This window comes from Novosphingobium sp. FG137 (assembly GCF_057809735.1).
In genome coordinates this window covers 606046-622750 of record NZ_JBMDKN010000001.1, presented here as the reverse complement: position 1 = coordinate 622750, position 16705 = coordinate 606046, and the positions used below count along the sequence as shown (strand labels likewise).

The window sequence follows — 16705 nt, the reverse complement described above, 5'->3', positions numbered from 1 at the left end:
ATTCCACAGTCGCGAAAATACTACCGAATCATTGCTTAGCTTGAAACTTTAGTTAGTGTGCAAACCTTGCGGCGAGGCGTGGCAATTGCCCCACAGGCCGCAGCCGCAAGTTTTTTGTCACGCGGGCGGGAACTACCCGCACGGCAACCGTTTATGTCGAAACCCCGCCACACTTGCGCGCCGCAGAGTGAACGGGCCGCGCTATATGGGACCAGTTATGGGCATGTCTTCGGATCCTTCACACCTTTCCGGCCGCAGCATATCGGCCGGCGATCAGGCCGGCGCGGAACTGGGACGAGCCCTGCCCTACCTCAGACGCTACGCTCGGTCCCTCACGGGCAGGCAAACTGCGGGAGACGCGTTAGTCCGGGCGCTGCTCGAGTCGTCACTCCATGACGGGGCCATCCGCGCCGAGATATGTAACGGACCAATCGCCCTGTTCCGCGCCTTCACCAAGCTGTGGATGTCGACCGAGGTCCCGGCGCCACCTGGATCGGTCTCCGAGCACGGCTCGCAAATTGCGCGGGTTCCGAGCCTGCAGCGCCAGGCCCTTCTACTCCATCAACTCGAAGGCTTTTCGGTCCTCCAAACCGCTGCGATCCTGAGTGTTTCAGAAAGATATGCGGAGGAACTCGTCCAGCAGGCGAAGACCAATCTCGGGTTCGACGAGCCGGTGCGCGTGCTCGTCATCGAGGATGAGGCACTGATCGCATGCCACCTCGAGAGCATCGTTGCCGAAATCGGTCACCAAGTTGTCGCCAATGCGACCACTGCCCAGGATGCGCGCGTCCTTTTCGATCTGGAAAAGCCGAACCTCGTGCTCAGCGATGTGCAGCTCGCAGACGGTAGCTCAGGTGTCGAGGCGGTCGATGCTATCGCGGCGCAGAGCGACGTACCGGTGATCTTCATTACGGCCTTTCCGGAATTGCTGCTCACGGGCGAACGGCCGGAGCCGGCATTCCTGATTGGCAAGCCGTTTCGCGATGAAACGGTGCGCACGGCGATCAGCCAGGCGCTCTTCTTCGGCTCACACGGCCGACAGTGAGGTATTCCCGGTAAGTGCGTTGCACTGCCGGGAATGGTACAAGACGACAATGGAATCCGGGAACGGAGTATGCTTTTCGGAGATTTCAATGGCCATAAGCGGGCTCTGTTTGTGCAGGCCAGCATGTGCGGTATCGGGCATGGGAAACGATACATGAACAAGGACCCGTTCTCGAAAGCGAAACCTGCTCCCGGCTTTGAACGAAAGCGGGCGGCGCCGGTCGATCTACAGGATGGCGAGCTTCCCGAGGCCGACTGGAACAAGGACATCCGCGCCTATTACGACGCCGTGGTTGAAGAGCCTGTGCCGCAGGAGTTTCTCGACTTGCTGGCGCAGATCGCCAGCGACATTTCCGAGTAGGTTGCGACATGGTGCTGCAATCCGATGGTCGGACCCGATCCGAACACGACAGCTTCGGTCCGATCGAGGTCCCTGTTGCAGCATATTGGGGTGCCCAGACACAGCGCAGTCTGGTTCATTTCGATTTTCCGGAACCGGAAAGAATGCCGCTTGCGATCGTGCATGCACTGGCCACGATCAAAGTAGCGGCTGCACGTATCAATCGCGCGCATGGCCTACCAGCCGATCTTGCCGATGGAATCGAAACAGCGGCGCAGGAAGTGATGTGCGGCGATCTCGACGACCATTTTCCCCTCACTGTGTGGCAAACCGGCTCGGGTACGCACACCAACATGAACGTCAACGAGGTCATTGCCGGCCGGGCAAACGAGATCCTGACTGGTGTGCGCGGTGGGAGCGCGCCGGTGCATCCCAACGACCACGTCAACCGCGCACAATCCTCGAACGACAGCTTTCCGAGTGCGATCCACATCGCGGTTCAGTCCAAGTTGGCGCGCGATCTTCTGCCCGCGATTGACAGCCTCCTGGCAAGCCTCATCGAACATCAGCGCGCCTGGAAGGATGTGGTCAAGATCGGCCGCACGCACCTCCAGGATGCGGTGCCGCTTACGCTCGGGCAGGAATTTTCCGCGCACGTTGCACAGATCGACCGGGCGCGGCGGGCCCTGGTGAAGGGAATGGACGACCTTTGGGAGCTAGCGCAAGGCGGCACCGCTGTTGGCACAGGGCTCAATGCCCCGCCGGGCTTTGCTTCCGCTGTGGTCGCGCAGATCGCCGCGATCACGCAGCTTCCTTTCCGCCCGGCGGCCAATTCTTTCGAAGCCGTTGCCAGCCGCGATGCGCTCGTCGGACTGCAGGGCGCGCTGGCCCAACTGGCAACTTCATTGACCAAGCTCGCCGGCGATATTCGCTTGATGGCCTCGGGCCCCCGGGCCGGGCTTGGCGAATTGGTCCTGCCCGCCAACGAACCGGGCAGTTCTATCATGCCGGGCAAGGTCAATCCCAGTCAGTGCGAAATGCTGATCATGGTTTCGATGCAGGTGATCGCGGGCGGACATGCGGTCACGCTTGGTGCCTTGCAGGGTCAGTTCGAGCTGAACCCCGCCATGCCCCTGATCGGCGTGAATGTTCTGCGCTCTGTCACCCTGCTCAGCCATGCGATAGCGGGTTTCACTCGCCACGCCCTCCAGGGCCTTCGCGCTGACGAGGGCCGCATCGCCGATCTCGTCGAACGCTCGCTCATGCTCGTTACAGCGCTCGCGCCGCATATCGGCTACGACAAGGCCGCGCGAATTGCGCACGATGCCCATGCTCGCGGCCTGACCCTGCGCGAAGCAGCGCTTGAAAGCGGGATTGTCGATGCAGAAGTCTTCGATCGACTTGTCCGCCCACAGGACATGGTAACCCCGCAAAGCTGAACCATGACTCAAATTACGCACCGACTACGGTCCCCCCGTGGGCTCGGCGCGATGTCGTTCGGCTGACCGTCCGGCGTGGGCAAAGGACGCTCCGGTGAGAGTGCCGAGAGGCGCGCTTACGTCCCACGCCGCACGCAGTCAGTAGTAGGTCAGGCCGTAGTGGGAGTAGATCTCCTTGCCATACTGACGGTCGAATTCCGGTGCTGCGGAATCGCCATAGTGCGGCGCATCACCGAGCTGCTCCTGATTGAGCTCGACAACATAGCCGCTCTTGTTCGGATCATAGGCCAGCATTTCCCACGGGATGGGGTAGTAATCGCTGCCGATGCCAAAGAACCCACCGAACTGAAGCACGGCATAGTGTGCCTTGCCCGAGCGCTTGTCGACCATGAAGCGCTGGATGGTGCCAAGGCGCTCGCCTTGCGGATTGTAGACTGCTGTGCCTTCAACCCTGTCGGAAGAGATGAGATCATGCGTCTCATAAGTATCGGACGTGTCGGACATGTCATGGCTCCTGCTGTTGAAATGGCCTCAGGGTGCCTGAGGACATTGCGACAACTTGGAGCGACTGGCGTTGTTCCGGCTCTACCCCCCTTCCGACTTTCTAACCCAAATCAGTATCTCCTGATGGACCTCTCCGGCTCGGCGAACGTTATCTGCGGCACTGGGCCCTCCTCTCTGGATGGGTCTGCGATGGCATTACCATGCCATTTTTCAGAGGAGATGGCTTATGGATCGTGCGTTCTGGATCGTGGCTCCGGCCCTCGCTTTGGCATTAGCCGGGTGCGACAAGAAGGTGGATGACGAGAGTCCGTCGGGTGACAAGGTGACGCTTGAAGCGCCGGACATCAAGTTGCCCGCGGCAGTTACCCAGACGACTGATGCACGCGGCTATCTCGACAAGGCGGCAGCCGGGGACAGCTTCGAAATCCAGTCCTCGCAGGCGATCCTGAAGACCACGGGGAACGCGGACATACGCTCGTTCGCCAAAACGATGATCGCCGCGCATGAGAAGTCCACCAACGAATTGCGCAGCGCAGCAGACAAGATCAAACTCGCGCCGGGCTTGCCGGCTCTGACCGATGATCAGCAGGAGAAGCTTGGCCAACTCGCCGCCGCAAATGGGGCCGACGCTGACAAACTCTACCTCGACATGCAGCACACCGCGCACAGGGATGCGCTGGACCTGCACCAGCACTACGCTTCTGATGGCGATACGCCGAACCTTAAGGCGGTCGCGGCAACGATCGCCCCCGTAGTCCAGTCGCATCTCGATATGCTGGACAAACTGCCTGGCTCGTCCCCCGCCCACTAGGCAGTCCGCGCCGGGAACCTCGCTTCAACCCTCGAAGCGTGATCTCCCGCGCGGGATCATACCGGCCACGACGCCCCTCGGTGTCGTGGCCGGTCTTTTTTGGCAGATTGGCACGGCTTACTGGCACGCGGGGCCGCACATGCGCCGCAGTTCTGCCGGGTCGAGCAATTCCAGCCGGCCCGTCTGGAGGGCGATCACCCCTGCACCGCGAAGGATCTGCAGCACGCGGTTGGCATGGACCGCCGAAATCCCCACGACATCGGCAATATCGTGCTGCGTCAGCGGCATTGGGCAGCGGTTGGCCACCACCTTGCCCGTCAGTTCCATGCGTTCGAAAAGATCGACAAGCAGCGCGCAGATGCGCTCGGTCGCGCTCATCCGCCCGAGGTTCACGATCCATGTCTCATGGTTTTTCAGCGTACGTGCGATCGCGTTCAGCACTTCCATGATGCCCAGTGCCCCGTGCGCGAGGTCGGCCCGAATCCGGGCCAGCGGGAGCTCGACGAACGAAACATCGGTCAGAGCCACGATCGGCCAATTGGCCCGGCCGGTAAGGAGCCACTGCGCTTCACAGTAGTCGCCAGGCAGGAACAATGAAATGATCTGGCGGCGGCCATCGGGCAGGAGCCGATACTGGCACGCCCAGCCGTCGACGACCCGGAACAGGCGGTCGGTCGTCTCATTGCGCCGCACCAAGTGTGCATGGCGGCGTATGTGCCGTACTTCGGCCGGTTCGATTGCAATTGCAGCCATCGACATTTCCTCCGCGTGAGGGTCTGTCACCATTCAATCGTTTCGCCGGGCGGCTGTTCCCGCCCAAACCGATGCTGGTCGCACGGCAATCTCTGCACATCGCGTCATGGCTTTCCCGCGGCCAACCCGACAGTGACTGGTGCGCCAAGAAGGATGGCGCCGACAGCAGGCTTGAAAACGACGATGGTCGGCGGCGCTCGTTTCTGGCGCGGACTGGATTTTTGCCAAGAGGGTCGAACCAATCGCAATTCGCGCTTGCGACTTCTGCGACGCATACCCGGATCGGCACATGAACTGCCACCCAGAGCAAACCTGCAATTGTGGGCGGCAAGCAGTATGTCGTCATCTACGCCGGCGGCCAAATTTCATGGAAACGCCGACAGGTGATGCCCTGTCAGGGTAAGGGCGGGGGTGGGCTTTGCGCCCGGCACGACCTGGCTCGTCCCACCCGCCTCTTTGCGGGCGATAGTGCCCGACCTCGCTGCCGCGGTCATCCCGCAGCAGCGAGGTCACTGCACGAGGTCACTTCCGGGCCGTGGACCGCGCTGGCGTTGCCTGCTTGGGCGCCGCGCTCTTCGCAGCGACCTGTTGCTGCTTGATCTGGCTCTCGCCCATCGCCGAAACAAGCGCATTGCCCTTGCCTGAGAAATTCGCAGCCGGCAGCGTGGCGGTTGCGCCATCGACCTTGACGAGGACCGCCTGCACTTCACCATGCGTATCCGCGATCACACTGCGGACCTTGCCGAGGCGGTTCCCGTCAGGGCCGAGGACGCTCATGCCACGGCTGACGGAGAAGGCTCCGTCGCCAGCTGCCGCCAGACTGCCCGCAGCGGCCAGATTGCCCGATGCGCCAGACAGCAGGCCGTTGGCGCTGCCGTTCGCCGTTCCCATCGCAACGCCGCTGGCCGAGCCGCCAGTCTGCCGCGCTGCAGAGCCAATCATCCCCGCGCTGCTGCGCGCGGTCATTGCGGCATCGGATGCAGCGGTGCGGGCCGTGGTGAGTGTGCCCGTGGCGGTCTGGGTCAGCGCATCTGTGCCGATGAGCTGCGCATCGGCGCTACCTGCGGCGTTGCCCGAAGCGCCACCCGAGGCGCTACCCGCCATCGCCTGTGCAGGCGTGGAGACAGCCTGCGCCGTCATCCCGGTCAGCCCAGCATTGGCGCTGCGATCGGCATGAACCGTGCCGCTCTTCGCGTTGACGTTCTGGCTGCCGGCGGTGCGGGCGCTGGACTTCGAGTTCGCGCGCGTGGCGGTCCCGACAGTGTCGACCGGCGAGCGGACGGTGTCCATCGTCGAGCCAAGGCTGCCCGGGCCGTTCAAGGTACCGCCCAGCGTTCCGCCCAAGGTGCCGCCCAGTGTGCCGCCGAGCGCCCCGCCGCCGCCGCCGATGAGCTGGGCGTGCGCGGGCACGATGGTGAGGAGCAGCGCGGAGGTCGATGCGAGAAGGATCTTCATGGCAATTCCCTTTCGTTCCGGTGCGGGCACGATCCCTTCGTGCCGCATGCAAGGGAAACGGATGGGCGTTGCGGCTTAATCCATCACAGGCGAAAATTTCATCGCGTGAGGCGGCAAAGGCCGCAGATGAGGCCGCGCCCGAAGACGGGATCAGGCCCGCGGCGGCCAAGATCGTGCGCTTCGCCGTCAAGCTCGGCCTGCCAGCGCGCGCCTGCGCCTGACAAGGCATGCGCGGCGCGCACCGCGACCAGAGGCGCGGCAAAGGATGTGCCGCGCACCGGCTTCCACACCCCGGCAGCGTTGGCCGCCAGCATATCGGCACCCGGAGCGGCATAATCGAGATGGAGCGCGCGGCCGGCTTCGATCAGGGCGCGGTTGCGGCCATCGACCGCTGTCACGGCGAGCACGCCGGGATAGGAGGCGGGAAACGACGGCGGCGCGGCAGGGCCATCGTTGCCTACCGCCGCCACCACGACCGCGCCGCGCGCCTGGACCGCCTTGATCGCGCGCTCCAGCACCGGATTGCGCGGGCCGACCAGACTGATCGAGACGACCCGCGCCTGCTGCGCGACCATCCAGCCCAGCGCCTGCGCGATGGCCATGGCATTCCCGCCGGCGGGATCGGTGCCATAGACATCAGCCGCCACGATCTGGGACGCGCCCGCATGCCGCAGCAGCGAGACGACCGCGCTGCCATGATCGCTGGCAAGCGGCGCACCGCGCGCAAAGCCGCGCAAGGCTGCGACGGGCGCGGAGGCCGCAGGCGCTCCGTCGATCACCCCGATCCGCGTGGACACGGCTTCGAGCGTCGGCGCCGCCTTGCCGGGCGAACCGGCTGCTGCCTCGCCAGATGCGAGGTAGAGCTGATCCGCAGCGATGGTCGCGCCAGGCAGCAGCCCGTGCAGCTCCCGCTGCGCTCGGGCGAGCGACTGGCTGGCTGGCACCGCAAGGCGAACGACCGAGATGCCAAGCTCGGGCACGTCCTCTCGGGCGATGAGGGTGAAACCGTACTGCAGCGCACGCGCGAGCGATGCATTGTCCGCACCCTCGAGCAGAAGCTCGCCGCGCCGCGCGGGCTGGCCATCCCCGTCGAACTCGATCGCTTCGCGGTGATCGCGCACCAGCCGGTCCAGCCGCAGGGTCCGGACCGAGGCGAGCCGTTCCACCGTCTCGAGGCCGGTGCTCACCGTCTGATCGACAAGACCGTCTATGCTGCCTCTCACCCGGCCCAGCGTCTGGTCGATGCCGGGCAGGCCGAGCTGGGCAGCAGCCGGAGCGGCAGCCACGACCAGCGTGAGTGATAGGAGCAGGCGCAAGTGCATGACGTTGAAGCCTTGATTCTTTTTGCTGAACTGCGGATTAAACGAGCGGGGCCGGGCGTTTCATCCATGAAAGGGCAGAAAGCTGGCCGAACGCTTCGAATCGCAGATACTGACGCACCTGCCGCGCCTGCGGCGGTTTGCGGTCGGGCTGGCGCGCGATCAGGCCGACGGCGACGATCTGTGCCAGATGACCATCGAACGTGCGCTCGTCCGCCGGGATCAATGGCAGGAAGGGACGCGGCTCGACAGCTGGATGTTCAGGATCATGCGCAACATCTGGATTGACGAAACGCGTTCCCGCTCACGCCGGTGGCAAACCTTCGTCGATGAGGAACACGGCGCAGCCGAAGGAGCCAGCGGCGATCAGGAAGCTGTTGTCGAGCTTGGCAACATCGATCGCGCCCTCGCGCGCCTGCCTACCGAGCAGTGCGAGGCGGTGCTGCTCGTGATGGTCGAGGGCTATTCTTACAAGGAAGCCGCCGAGATCGTCGGCTGCCCGGTCGGTACGCTGAATTCGCGGCTGGTACGCGGCCGCGATGCATTACTCACTTTACTTGGGACTACGCCATGACAATCACCCCGGAACAGCTTGCGGCCTTTGCCGATGGTCAGCTCCCGGAAGCGGAGGCGCGGGCCATTGCCGCAGTGGTCGCGCTTGATCCCGATCTTGTCCGCCAGGTGGTGCAGCATCGCGCACTGCGGGACAAGCTTTCCGCCCATTTCGCCCCGATCATGGATGCCCCGATCCCGGAGCGACTGACGGCGGCGTTGCAGGAGCCGCAAGGCCTGGTGATCGATTTCGCCGCAGCGCGGAAGGAACGGGCGAGCCGCCGGCCGGCTCCCGCTACGGACTGGCGGCAAGGATCCTTGCGGCGCTGGGCATGGATTGCCGGACCTGCGCTGGCTGCCACGCTGGTTCTGGCCGTCCTGCTGCCCCGGCTTGCCGATCGGGAAACCCCGATGGCGAATGGTCCGGATTATGCTTCAGGGCCACTTGCCGACGCACTCGGCAAGCAACTATCCGGCGAAACATCCGGTACGGCACCGACGCGTATCCTGCTCAGCTTCCGCGACAGGACCGGCACTTATTGCCGCGCCTTCGCGGGCAAGGCGCAGGCCGGGATCGCGTGCCGCGATGAACGGGGCTGGCAGCTGCGGAAGGTGTTTGGCGCCACGGCGGGCCAGTCGGGCGATTATCGGCAAGCGGGCAGCACCGATGCCGCGCTGATGGCCATGGCGCAGGACATGGCGCAGGACGGCGCACTCGACGCTGCGCAGGAACAGGACGCGAAGGCGCGCGGTTGGCGCAAGACGCCACAATGAACGCCGACACGATGGATTAAGCGGCGCGCGGCGTTCGTTTTCGCCACGAAGGCACGGCCCAGTGAGCCGCCATATCGTGGAGACGACCATGCGCAAGTTCATGATTTCCGGCGTTCTGACCGCAGCTCTCGCGCTGCCCCAGCCAGCTTCGGCGCAGGAGCCTTCCGCACTTGGTCCGCATGAGACCCCAAAAGGCCGAACTACTGCCGAGGTCTTTGGCGGTGTGGACTATGAGCAAGGCACTTACGGCACCGGTGCGAAAGTCGAAACCGCTTCGGCGAAGATCGGTGTGGGCCTGCGCAAGGGGCGGGTGAGGCTGGCAGCGGCCGTACCCTATGTGCGGACAACGGCGCCGATCGACGTGGTCGTCAGTCAGGGCGGTCTGTTTGGAAGCCCGCTGCTGGGCAGCAGCACCAGCCAGACGGTTAGGACGCGGCGCGAAGGGATCGGCGATGCGGCAATCGAGGCCGCCTACGACGTGCCAGCAGCAGGCTTCATCGCCTCGCTCGGCGCCGGGGTGAAGCTGCCCACAGCCTCGCGCAGCAAGGGCCTGGGTACCGGCAAGGTCGATTACGCGGTGAACGCCGAAATCGCCCGTCCCTTGCGCGGCGGCATTACGCCGTTTGCGGCGGTGGGATACACTCTCGTCGGCAAGCCGGAGGGGTTTGCCGTGCGCAACAAGCTCGCGGCCTCGGCCGGAACGCGCATTGCGCTCTCGTCGCGGGCATCGGCGGCGATTTCCTATTCCTATGAGCAATCCGCAGCGCGCGCGCTCGCTGATCGCCAGAGCATCGGCCTCGGGCTCGGCGTTGGCATTGCTCGCAAGCTGCAGCTCGGGCTGCAAGGTGACGTCGGGCTGAGCCGGGGCGCGCCCGATGTCAAATTGGGCCTGCGCTTGGGAGCAGGTTTCTAGGTCGCTGCGCTCAGCCCGGAGGCATCAGCCTGATCCGGATCGTGCCGACGCGGTCAGTCGGCACGATGCTCAGCCGTTCGTCACCATTCAGGTTTCGGCCGGGCTTCCATCCTTCGGCAGTCATGCGCCCTTCTTCGACCCGGTCGAGTTCGGCGAGCACCGAACCCTTGGAGAAGTCGGCGGTAAAGCCCTTGCCGATGATCAGGAATGTGTCTTTCCCCTCGGCAATGATGATGCCGAATGCCCGCCCATCCCCCGGCGCAGGCCGGGCCAGCGGCCCTTCCGTCTCGCTGGGGAGCGGCGGGGGTGGCGGCGGTGCCTGCAGTCCGACGTCGAGCAGCATTTGCCGCAGCAGTCCCATCGTCTCCTGAACCGTAATGCTGTAGCCGCCCAACGTGATCACGGCGGGCTTGCCATCGTCGAGCAGAACTCCCGCGATGCGTCCTTCCGCCTGCGCGCGCGCAATCACCGCGTCCAGGCCAGAAAGCTGGGACAAGGCCTGCGCGAGTTGGCTATCGACCCGCCCATCCTCGATCCCGAAAACCGAGTAACCGATCGCGCGATGCTGCCCGAGCGCCCAGAACAGGTTGCCTGTGCGAAATTCGGCCTCGGGCACGAATACGGGGTTTCCCGCATGATCGTAGTCGGCCAGCACCTGCTTGGCGTTGGGCGTGTAGATGTCGGGTGAGAGCATATCGAGCGAAGGCGCCGCTGCGCGCCAGACATCGAGCACGCGCCGCGCGGGACCCCCGCTGGGATACTGCCCTGCCGTGGGCTGGCCGTCCTGCGGACCCAGCCAGCCGTTGGTATACATCGGCAGCTTGAGTTCCGCTTTGCCCGCCGCAGCCAGAGCTTCCATGTAGCGGGCAAAGTGCCAGGCCATGAACACCTCGTCGGCCTGCCAGTCGGTTCCGAATACCTCGGCCCACGTGCCGGAGGAGCGGCGACCCTGACGGGCCCACAACGCATCGAGCTCTGGTTTCAGGGCGGAACGGTTTGCGCCAAGGAACCTCAAGAGTTCCGTCGGCACCGGTGCCCTCCACGCCGCTTCTGCCAGAGCCGAGCGATCGCGGCTGTCGCGTAGCAGTCCGGATTCGTTGTTCACCTGCACCATGATCACGCGGTGATCCGGATCGGCCGTGGCCAGATGCTTCATCAGCGCCGCGAAAGCTGTGCGATCAGCCTTGAGCAATTCGGGCGAGAACACGGAAAGCACCGGCTTGGGCATGGCGCCGGGGTAGGTGAACACCTCCTTCAGTGCGCCCTTGGCGACCGCACGGGGGAAGCGGGAAGTGTCTGCGCGGACCCATGTTGGCGCATAAGTCGACGAAGCATTCTTGAAGGCCCCGAACCAGATGAGCACGATCCGCATGTCGCGCCCCCGCGCCTCGGCGATCTGCGCGTCGACAAGGCTGAAATCGAACCGGCCTTCCTCCGGCTCAGAGTCCTCCCAGGACACCGTCGAGACCACCGTGCGCACGTGCATGGCCTGAAGCTTGTCCCACACCGAGGTCATGTATTCCGGGCTGGAAGCACTGGAATTGTGGAGCTCGCCGCCCAGCGCCAGATAGGGCTTGCCGTCCACCAGCAGCTGGCGATCGCGCAGGACGGGGAGCGGTTCGGCGGCCATGGCAACCGACACTGGCAACGCCGCCAAGGCCATGGCCAGTCCGAGCAGGCGTTTTTGCAAGACAGGATCCTCTTCGCGCTAGCGCATTTTTCACATAACTAGAATGCCCCTTCTCATTTGGCAAACTGTGGTTCAAAGTTGTATTGCTGGCAGGCTCGCTGCGTGCATTGACCATTTTGCATAGAGTTTAACGCAATTCGGCATTGTCCGGCCCGCCGAACTGGAAGTGCCGGAGCAGCGGGCTTTTCAGCATTTCCTCCCAGGGCCCGACCCCGGGGATCGACGCGTCCATCAGCACGAAATGCTTCACCCGGGTGCGGTCTTCCGCCGCGAACGCGAAGCCTGCCATGTCCGCCGTCAGCGAGCGGCTGTCCGAACTGGTACGCGCGATCGGGGTCTGCCTGATCCAGCGCACCACGCGGAAGCACGCGTTGACCGAGGGCGCGGAGCTGCTCGTCTGCTACTCGCTCGCCCGCAGTGCGTGCGCGAAAATGACGTTGCTGACCAACTGGTTAAGAGGCACCTTCGGAAATCCTCCCTGCTGGGACCTCAGGCTCTGCGCTCAGGTCGCGAGGATGAGAGTTGGGCAAGCTCTCTGTCGTTCAAGCGCGCCAAACCTGAACCTGCCCCCATGGTTAGTTCTGTCTGGGCAAATGGGGGGATGCCCCACCCGAACCGGTACAGCCGGGCCGGCACAAGTGAGATGGCGAACTGGTTCTAATCGCGGGCTGTGCAGCGGCCTATCCGTGCTGGCAGAGCCGCCTTCCGGTGGCCCGGATCAACCAAGGAGCCGCCACCATGTCCGCCCGTCTCGACTACACCGCCGCCAGCCCCGCCGGGGTCAAGGCACTCGGTCAGGTCTATGGCCATATCATGCAGTCCGGTCTGGATGGGGGCCTCGTCGATCTCGTCTATCTGCGGACCAGCCAGATCAACGGCTGCGCCTATTGCATCGACATGCACACCCGAGACCTTGCCAAGCGTGGTGTGCCAGCCGCCAAGATCGCTTTGCTTGCCGTCTGGCGCGAGGCAGACGCGCTGTTCAGCGCCGAGGAACGCGCCGCACTGGCGTGGGCCGAGGCCATCACGCGCGTGGCGGATACCGGCGTGCCAGAGGCTGACTATGTGGCGGCCAGCGAGGTGTTCAGCCCGCGCGCCCTGACCGATCTCACAATCGCGATCGGCCTCATGAACGCCTACAACCGGTTGGGCGTGGCATTCCGCGCGGTACCCGGCGCAGTCGCTGCGCTGGACGAGGCCGCCTGAGCGATTGGTGCCTGTTCGTCACCAGTCAATTGCCTGCCGGGCACATTATCGCTGACTGAACGGCGCCCTAGGTTCAACCATGTGCACATCCGGGCGCCCTCCCCTCCCCCCCCATCGCTGCCCGGATGTGTGCACCCCGTGCCAAAGGACGATGACCATGAAGATACTGTATCAGACGCAAGCCACCGCTGTCGGCGGGCGCAGCGGATCGGCTGCCAGTGCCGACGGTACGCTGCGGGTGCAGCTTGCAACGCCGCGCGAGCTGGGCGGAGACGGGGCGGTCGGCACCAATCCGGAACAGCTCTTTGCAGCCGGCTATGCGGCCTGCTTTCTCTCGGCGATCAAGTTCGTCGCCGGACAGTCGAAAGCCGCGGTCCCGGCCGACGCCAATGTCACTGCAACGGTCGGCATCGGCCCCAACGAGCACGGCCCCGGTTTCGCGCTCGATATCGCGTTGGCGGTAGATCTGCCCGGGCTTGAACGTGCCGAAGCGGAACGGATCGTTGCCGCCGCACATCAGGCCTGCCCTTATTCGAATGCCACGCGCGGCAATGTGGCCGTTCGCATTTCCATCGCCTGATTGATCAGGACTCGATCCCTTCGGCCCAGGATTTCGTCGCGAAATGCTGGCGGAGGAAATCGAGCAGGACGCGTACCCGCGCCGGTCGAGCCCGGCCGGGGGGCGTCACCACATGGAGCGGCGCCGGCCGCACCGGCCAGTCCTTGAGCACTTCCTCGAGCCGGCCGTCGGCCAGCTCCTCGGAGACATAGGCTTCAGGCAGCGACGTGATCCCGAAGCCTGCCACCAGCGCAGGAACCGCTGCCACGCCGTTGTTCACGCGCATGCGTCCATCGACCTGCACCGTGACTTCGCCGTGGACCGCATGGCGGAAGTGCCAGGTTTCCGAGCCCGCGATGTGCGAGAAAACCAGCGCCGGATAGTGCGCCAGTTCGGCCGGATGCTTCGGACGGCCATGCTTCTCGAAAAAGGCGGGCGAGGCGACCAGCGGCACGCGAAACGCGAAGAGCTTGCTGATCCTGAGCGATGAATCGGGTTCCGGCCCCGCCCGCAGCACCACGTCGACGCCTTCGGTGATGAGATCGATCCGCCGGTCGGTCAGCTCGAAGTCCACCATGATCTCGGGGTAGCGCGCCATGAACTCCGGCAGCAGGGGTGCAAGCTGCTGGATTCCGAACGCCGTCGTGCTCGCAAGGCGGATGAGCCCGCGGGGGATCGCCGCTTCCTCGAGTATCTCTGCCTCGACCGCCGCACCATCGGCAAGAATTCGCGCCGCACGTTCGAGCGAAAGGCGCCCGCTTTCCGTGAGCGACAAGGACCGGGTCGTACGGTGCAGCAGCGTCGTCTGCATCCGCTCCTCCAGCCGGGTGACGGCCTTCGATACTGTCGTCTTGGCGAGGCCCAGCTCTTCCGCCGCCTGACTGAAGCTGCCGCGCTCGGCGACCTTGGCAAAGATGGCCCATGCTTCGAAATCGGGCATGTGCGGCATCGCGGCCAACTCCTGCAAAAGGGCGCCCGGCCATGCCTGACCGCTTTCCCGATACCGGGCATATTGGGGCGTTTCGGGCAACAATCAAATGCCGCGCTGGCCGATAACACTTGGCGGGAAACGGGCTTAACTCCGCAACAGCAAAACGAGGTTTCGCCGATGCCGAAGACACTGCCATGAGCGACCTTCCCAGCGATCTTGCCCGCACCGCAGAGGCAGCCCATGCCGACCGCGATGGCGGACATCCTGCGCTTTGGCCCGCAATCTGCGGGGGGCTGGGCGCCTCGGGCAATGATCGCGGTCACCGCGGCCGAGAGCGGCCCTTGCGCTTTACTTTCGGCAAGCCAAGTACCGAAAAACACGATAAAAATGTTGCTGGAACGGGCGACTCCGGGCGGCATCGATAACACTTTGCATTTGCCTTGCACTGAAGGAGCGAGATCATGACCACCTGGCTTGAAACACTTGTGACCGACACGCCCGAAGCCGGCTTTGCCCTCGCGATGAAGCTGTCGCGCATGGCGGTGAAGCTCACCCAGCCTTCGGACGAAGTGCGCCAGAAGTTGCGTCCGATCTACGAGGACGACGCCAATGCCCTCATCGCCTCATCGCATGTCGTGGCGGTGAACTTCCAGACGATCGCCGCCGCCAATGCCTATTGGCGTTGAGCGCGGCAGCAATGCGGGCGGGCATTGAAGGGGCGCCACGATGACCGAGGAAGCGCCCTATGTCTTCAAGCTGCACGAACGGCCAACGCTGCCTGGTTCGCCCGCGAATCCCGATCATCCCGCATCGCGGCGGCGCGGCTATTTCGCGATTGGCGCGCTTGTCGGCATCACCGGCGGGCTGGGCAATGCGCTGACCCTTGTCAATCTGGGCTTCGCGCAAGGCTCGCTCGGACTCTACAGCGACGAGGCGACCTGGCTGACGGCAGCGTATTTCATGACAAATGTGCCGTCCAACCTCTTGCTGGTGAAGTATCGCCAGCAGTTCGGATTGCAGCCGTTCATCCGCTGGATGCTCGCGGCCTATGCGGTGTCCACGTTGCTGCACCTTTTCGTTCACGATTTCTGGTCAGCAGTCGCCGTCCGAGCGATCAGCGGCATCGCTGCGAGCGGCCTTTCGACGCTGACGATCCTCTATTTCATGCAGAGCATGACCGCGCCGCGCCGGCTGGCGGGCGCGATGATCGGCATCTGCGTGCCCATGCTGGCGACACCGCTCGCCCGCGCGCTCTCGCCCCGGCTGCTCGACTGGGGAGACTGGCACATGCTCTACTGGTTCGAGCTCGGCCTCGCGCTGGCCACGCTCGCGGCGGTCATGGCGCTCCCGTTGCCGCCTAGCGAGCGCGAAAAGGTGTTCGAGCCGCTCGATTTCCTCACCTTCGCGCTGTTTGCGCCGGGCATTGGCCTCCTCGTCGCGGTGCTCTCCGAAGGCCGCATCGAATGGTGGACCGAGCGCCCGTGGATGGGGATCGCGCTGGTGCTGAGCGTCGTGCTGATCGGCGCCTCGCTCATCCTGGAGCATCTACGGGAAAATCCGCTGATCCAGACACGCTGGCTCGGCACGCGCCACCTCGTGCGGCTGATCCTCGTTGCCGCCTCGATCCGCATCCTCCTCTCCGAACAGGCATTCGGCTCGATCGGCCTGCTCACTGTCCTTGGCATGAGCAACGACCAGATGGTGACGCTGAACCTGATCGTCGTGGCCGCCTCGCTCGCTGGCCTCGCGACAGCGGTTCTTACGTTCCGGCCCAGCAACCTCACCGCGCCGATCAACTTTGCCGTGCTGCTGATCGCGATCGGGGCGTTCATCGACGCCTCGGCCACCAATCTGACGCGGCCGGAAAACCTCTATTTCAGCCAGGCGCTAATCGGGTTTGCCTCGCTGCTGTTCCTGGCGCAGGCGATGGTCATCGGCATCTCGCGCACGCTACTGGCGGGGCCAAAGCACTTCATCAGCTTTGTTGTCCTCTTCGCCATGAGCCAGAGTGTCGGTGGGCTGGTCGGGACGGCGCTGCTGGGCACCTTCCAGATCGAGCGCGAGAAGTACCACTCGCACGAACTGGTGCAGTCGATCGTGATGACCGATCCGGTCGTCGCGGCGCGAATGCGCGGCAGCGCGGTCGTGCTGGCGCCGACCCAGGGTGACGCCGCGCTGCGCGGCGCGGCTGGTGGTGCGCTCGTTGCGCAGCAGGTTGCGCGCGAAGCCAACATTCTCGCCTTCAACGACGTTTTCCTGCTGGTCGGAGCGCTTGCGGTGCTGACCGAGCTGTGGGGCCTTGCCATTCGCTGGTCGATCTGGCGGCGGCGCGAGCCATCACCCGTCATCCTGTTGCAGCAGAAAATGGCGCAGGCTGCACAGGCAGCTGCGCAGCCAAAGCCATGAGGCCATAGC

19 protein-coding genes are annotated in these 16705 nt (G+C 64.5%); 11 read left to right on the top strand and 8 right to left on the bottom strand.

Features of this window, described 5'->3' with window-relative positions; all coding sequences use genetic code 11:
• Positions 1–223 precede the first annotated feature (223 nt).
• The 3 genes from ACODS2_RS02835 to ACODS2_RS02825 all read left to right on the top strand — a co-directional run bounded on the left by ACODS2_RS02835 (position 224) and on the right by ACODS2_RS02825 (position 2823).
• On the top strand, positions 224–1045 hold the full coding sequence (locus ACODS2_RS02835; protein WP_488997483.1) for a response regulator: 822 nt from the start codon (positions 224–226) through the stop codon (positions 1043–1045).
• A gap of 153 nt (positions 1046–1198) precedes the next feature.
• The gene (locus ACODS2_RS02830; RefSeq protein ID WP_488997482.1) at positions 1199–1405 is read left to right on the top strand and encodes a NepR family anti-sigma factor; all 207 of its coding nucleotides are present in this window, start codon (positions 1199–1201) and stop codon (positions 1403–1405) included.
• An 8-nt stretch (positions 1406–1413) separates the two neighbouring features.
• Positions 1414–2823, top strand: coding sequence for a class II fumarate hydratase (locus tag ACODS2_RS02825; protein ID WP_488997481.1), 1410 nt, complete (start codon positions 1414–1416; stop codon positions 2821–2823).
• A 138-nt stretch (positions 2824–2961) separates the two neighbouring features.
• On the opposite strand, the gene ACODS2_RS02820 is transcribed toward ACODS2_RS02825, so the two are convergent.
• Positions 2962–3327, bottom strand: coding sequence for a PRC-barrel domain-containing protein (locus ACODS2_RS02820; protein WP_488997480.1), 366 nt, complete (start codon positions 3325–3327; stop codon positions 2962–2964).
• A 226-nt stretch (positions 3328–3553) separates the two neighbouring features.
• Here ACODS2_RS02820 and ACODS2_RS02815 point away from each other — a divergent pair, with 226 nt between their 5' ends.
• On the top strand, positions 3554–4138 hold the full coding sequence (locus tag ACODS2_RS02815; protein ID WP_488997479.1) for a DUF4142 domain-containing protein: 585 nt from the start codon (positions 3554–3556) through the stop codon (positions 4136–4138).
• Between the two features lie 117 nt (positions 4139–4255).
• Here the strand turns inward: ACODS2_RS02815 and ACODS2_RS02810 are convergent, their stop codons facing one another.
• The 4 genes from ACODS2_RS02810 to ACODS2_RS02795 form a co-directional block, all read right to left on the bottom strand.
• Complete coding sequence (locus ACODS2_RS02810; RefSeq protein ID WP_488997478.1) at positions 4256–4891, bottom strand: Crp/Fnr family transcriptional regulator; 636 nt, start codon at positions 4889–4891, stop codon at positions 4256–4258.
• Between the two features lie 522 nt (positions 4892–5413).
• Complete coding sequence (locus ACODS2_RS02805) at positions 5414–6346, bottom strand: hypothetical protein (protein ID WP_488997477.1); 933 nt, start codon at positions 6344–6346, stop codon at positions 5414–5416.
• Positions 6347–6444: 98 nt separating this feature from the next.
• The gene (locus tag ACODS2_RS02800) at positions 6445–7668 is read right to left on the bottom strand and encodes a S8 family serine peptidase (RefSeq protein WP_488997476.1); all 1224 of its coding nucleotides are present in this window, start codon (positions 7666–7668) and stop codon (positions 6445–6447) included.
• Positions 7669–7705: 37 nt separating this feature from the next.
• Entirely contained in the window at positions 7706–7891 is a 186-nt protein-coding gene (locus ACODS2_RS02795; protein ID WP_488997475.1) for a hypothetical protein, read from the bottom strand.
• On the opposite strand from ACODS2_RS02795, the gene ACODS2_RS02790 reads away from it, so the two are divergent.
• From ACODS2_RS02790 to ACODS2_RS02780, 3 genes are all read left to right on the top strand, one after another.
• The gene (locus tag ACODS2_RS02790) at positions 7817–8239 is read left to right on the top strand and encodes an RNA polymerase sigma factor (protein WP_488997904.1); all 423 of its coding nucleotides are present in this window, start codon (positions 7817–7819) and stop codon (positions 8237–8239) included. The genes ACODS2_RS02795 and ACODS2_RS02790 overlap by 75 nt on opposite strands.
• Complete coding sequence (locus tag ACODS2_RS02785; RefSeq protein ID WP_488997474.1) at positions 8236–8991, top strand: anti-sigma factor; 756 nt, start codon at positions 8236–8238, stop codon at positions 8989–8991. Before ACODS2_RS02790 ends, ACODS2_RS02785 begins: the two co-directional genes overlap by 4 nt.
• A gap of 61 nt (positions 8992–9052) precedes the next feature.
• Positions 9053–9904 (top strand): transporter, encoded by an 852-nt coding sequence (locus ACODS2_RS02780; protein ID WP_488997473.1) that lies wholly within the window; start codon positions 9053–9055, stop codon positions 9902–9904.
• A gap of 10 nt (positions 9905–9914) precedes the next feature.
• Here ACODS2_RS02780 and ACODS2_RS02775 read toward each other — a convergent pair whose 3' ends face one another.
• Together ACODS2_RS02775 and ACODS2_RS02770 are read right to left on the bottom strand one after the other, a co-directional pair.
• Entirely contained in the window at positions 9915–11534 is a 1620-nt protein-coding gene (locus ACODS2_RS02775) for a GH35 family beta-galactosidase (RefSeq protein ID WP_488997472.1), read from the bottom strand.
• A 187-nt stretch (positions 11535–11721) separates the two neighbouring features.
• Positions 11722–11949 (bottom strand): hypothetical protein, encoded by a 228-nt coding sequence (locus ACODS2_RS02770; protein WP_488997471.1) that lies wholly within the window; start codon positions 11947–11949, stop codon positions 11722–11724.
• Positions 11950–12332: 383 nt separating this feature from the next.
• Here ACODS2_RS02770 and ACODS2_RS02765 point away from each other — a divergent pair, with 383 nt between their 5' ends.
• On the top strand, positions 12333–12800 hold the full coding sequence (locus ACODS2_RS02765; RefSeq protein WP_488997470.1) for a carboxymuconolactone decarboxylase family protein: 468 nt from the start codon (positions 12333–12335) through the stop codon (positions 12798–12800).
• 151 nt (positions 12801–12951) lie between these two features.
• Positions 12952–13380 carry an organic hydroperoxide resistance protein gene (locus ACODS2_RS02760; RefSeq protein WP_488997469.1) on the top strand — a complete coding sequence of 143 codons (429 nt, stop codon included), beginning with the start codon at positions 12952–12954 and terminating at the stop codon, positions 13378–13380.
• Positions 13381–13384: 4 nt separating this feature from the next.
• On the opposite strand, the gene ACODS2_RS02755 is transcribed toward ACODS2_RS02760, so the two are convergent.
• Positions 13385–14308 (bottom strand): LysR family transcriptional regulator, encoded by a 924-nt coding sequence (locus ACODS2_RS02755; protein WP_488997468.1) that lies wholly within the window; start codon positions 14306–14308, stop codon positions 13385–13387.
• A 443-nt stretch (positions 14309–14751) separates the two neighbouring features.
• Between ACODS2_RS02755 and ACODS2_RS02750 the strand changes: the two genes are divergently transcribed.
• Both ACODS2_RS02750 and ACODS2_RS02745 read left to right on the top strand, forming a co-directional pair.
• Positions 14752–14976 carry a hexameric tyrosine-coordinated heme protein gene (locus ACODS2_RS02750; RefSeq protein ID WP_421839502.1) on the top strand — a complete coding sequence of 75 codons (225 nt, stop codon included), beginning with the start codon at positions 14752–14754 and terminating at the stop codon, positions 14974–14976.
• A 40-nt stretch (positions 14977–15016) separates the two neighbouring features.
• Complete coding sequence (locus ACODS2_RS02745) at positions 15017–16696, top strand: MFS transporter (RefSeq protein ID WP_488997467.1); 1680 nt, start codon at positions 15017–15019, stop codon at positions 16694–16696.
• The last annotated feature ends 9 nt before the right edge of the window (positions 16697–16705 follow it).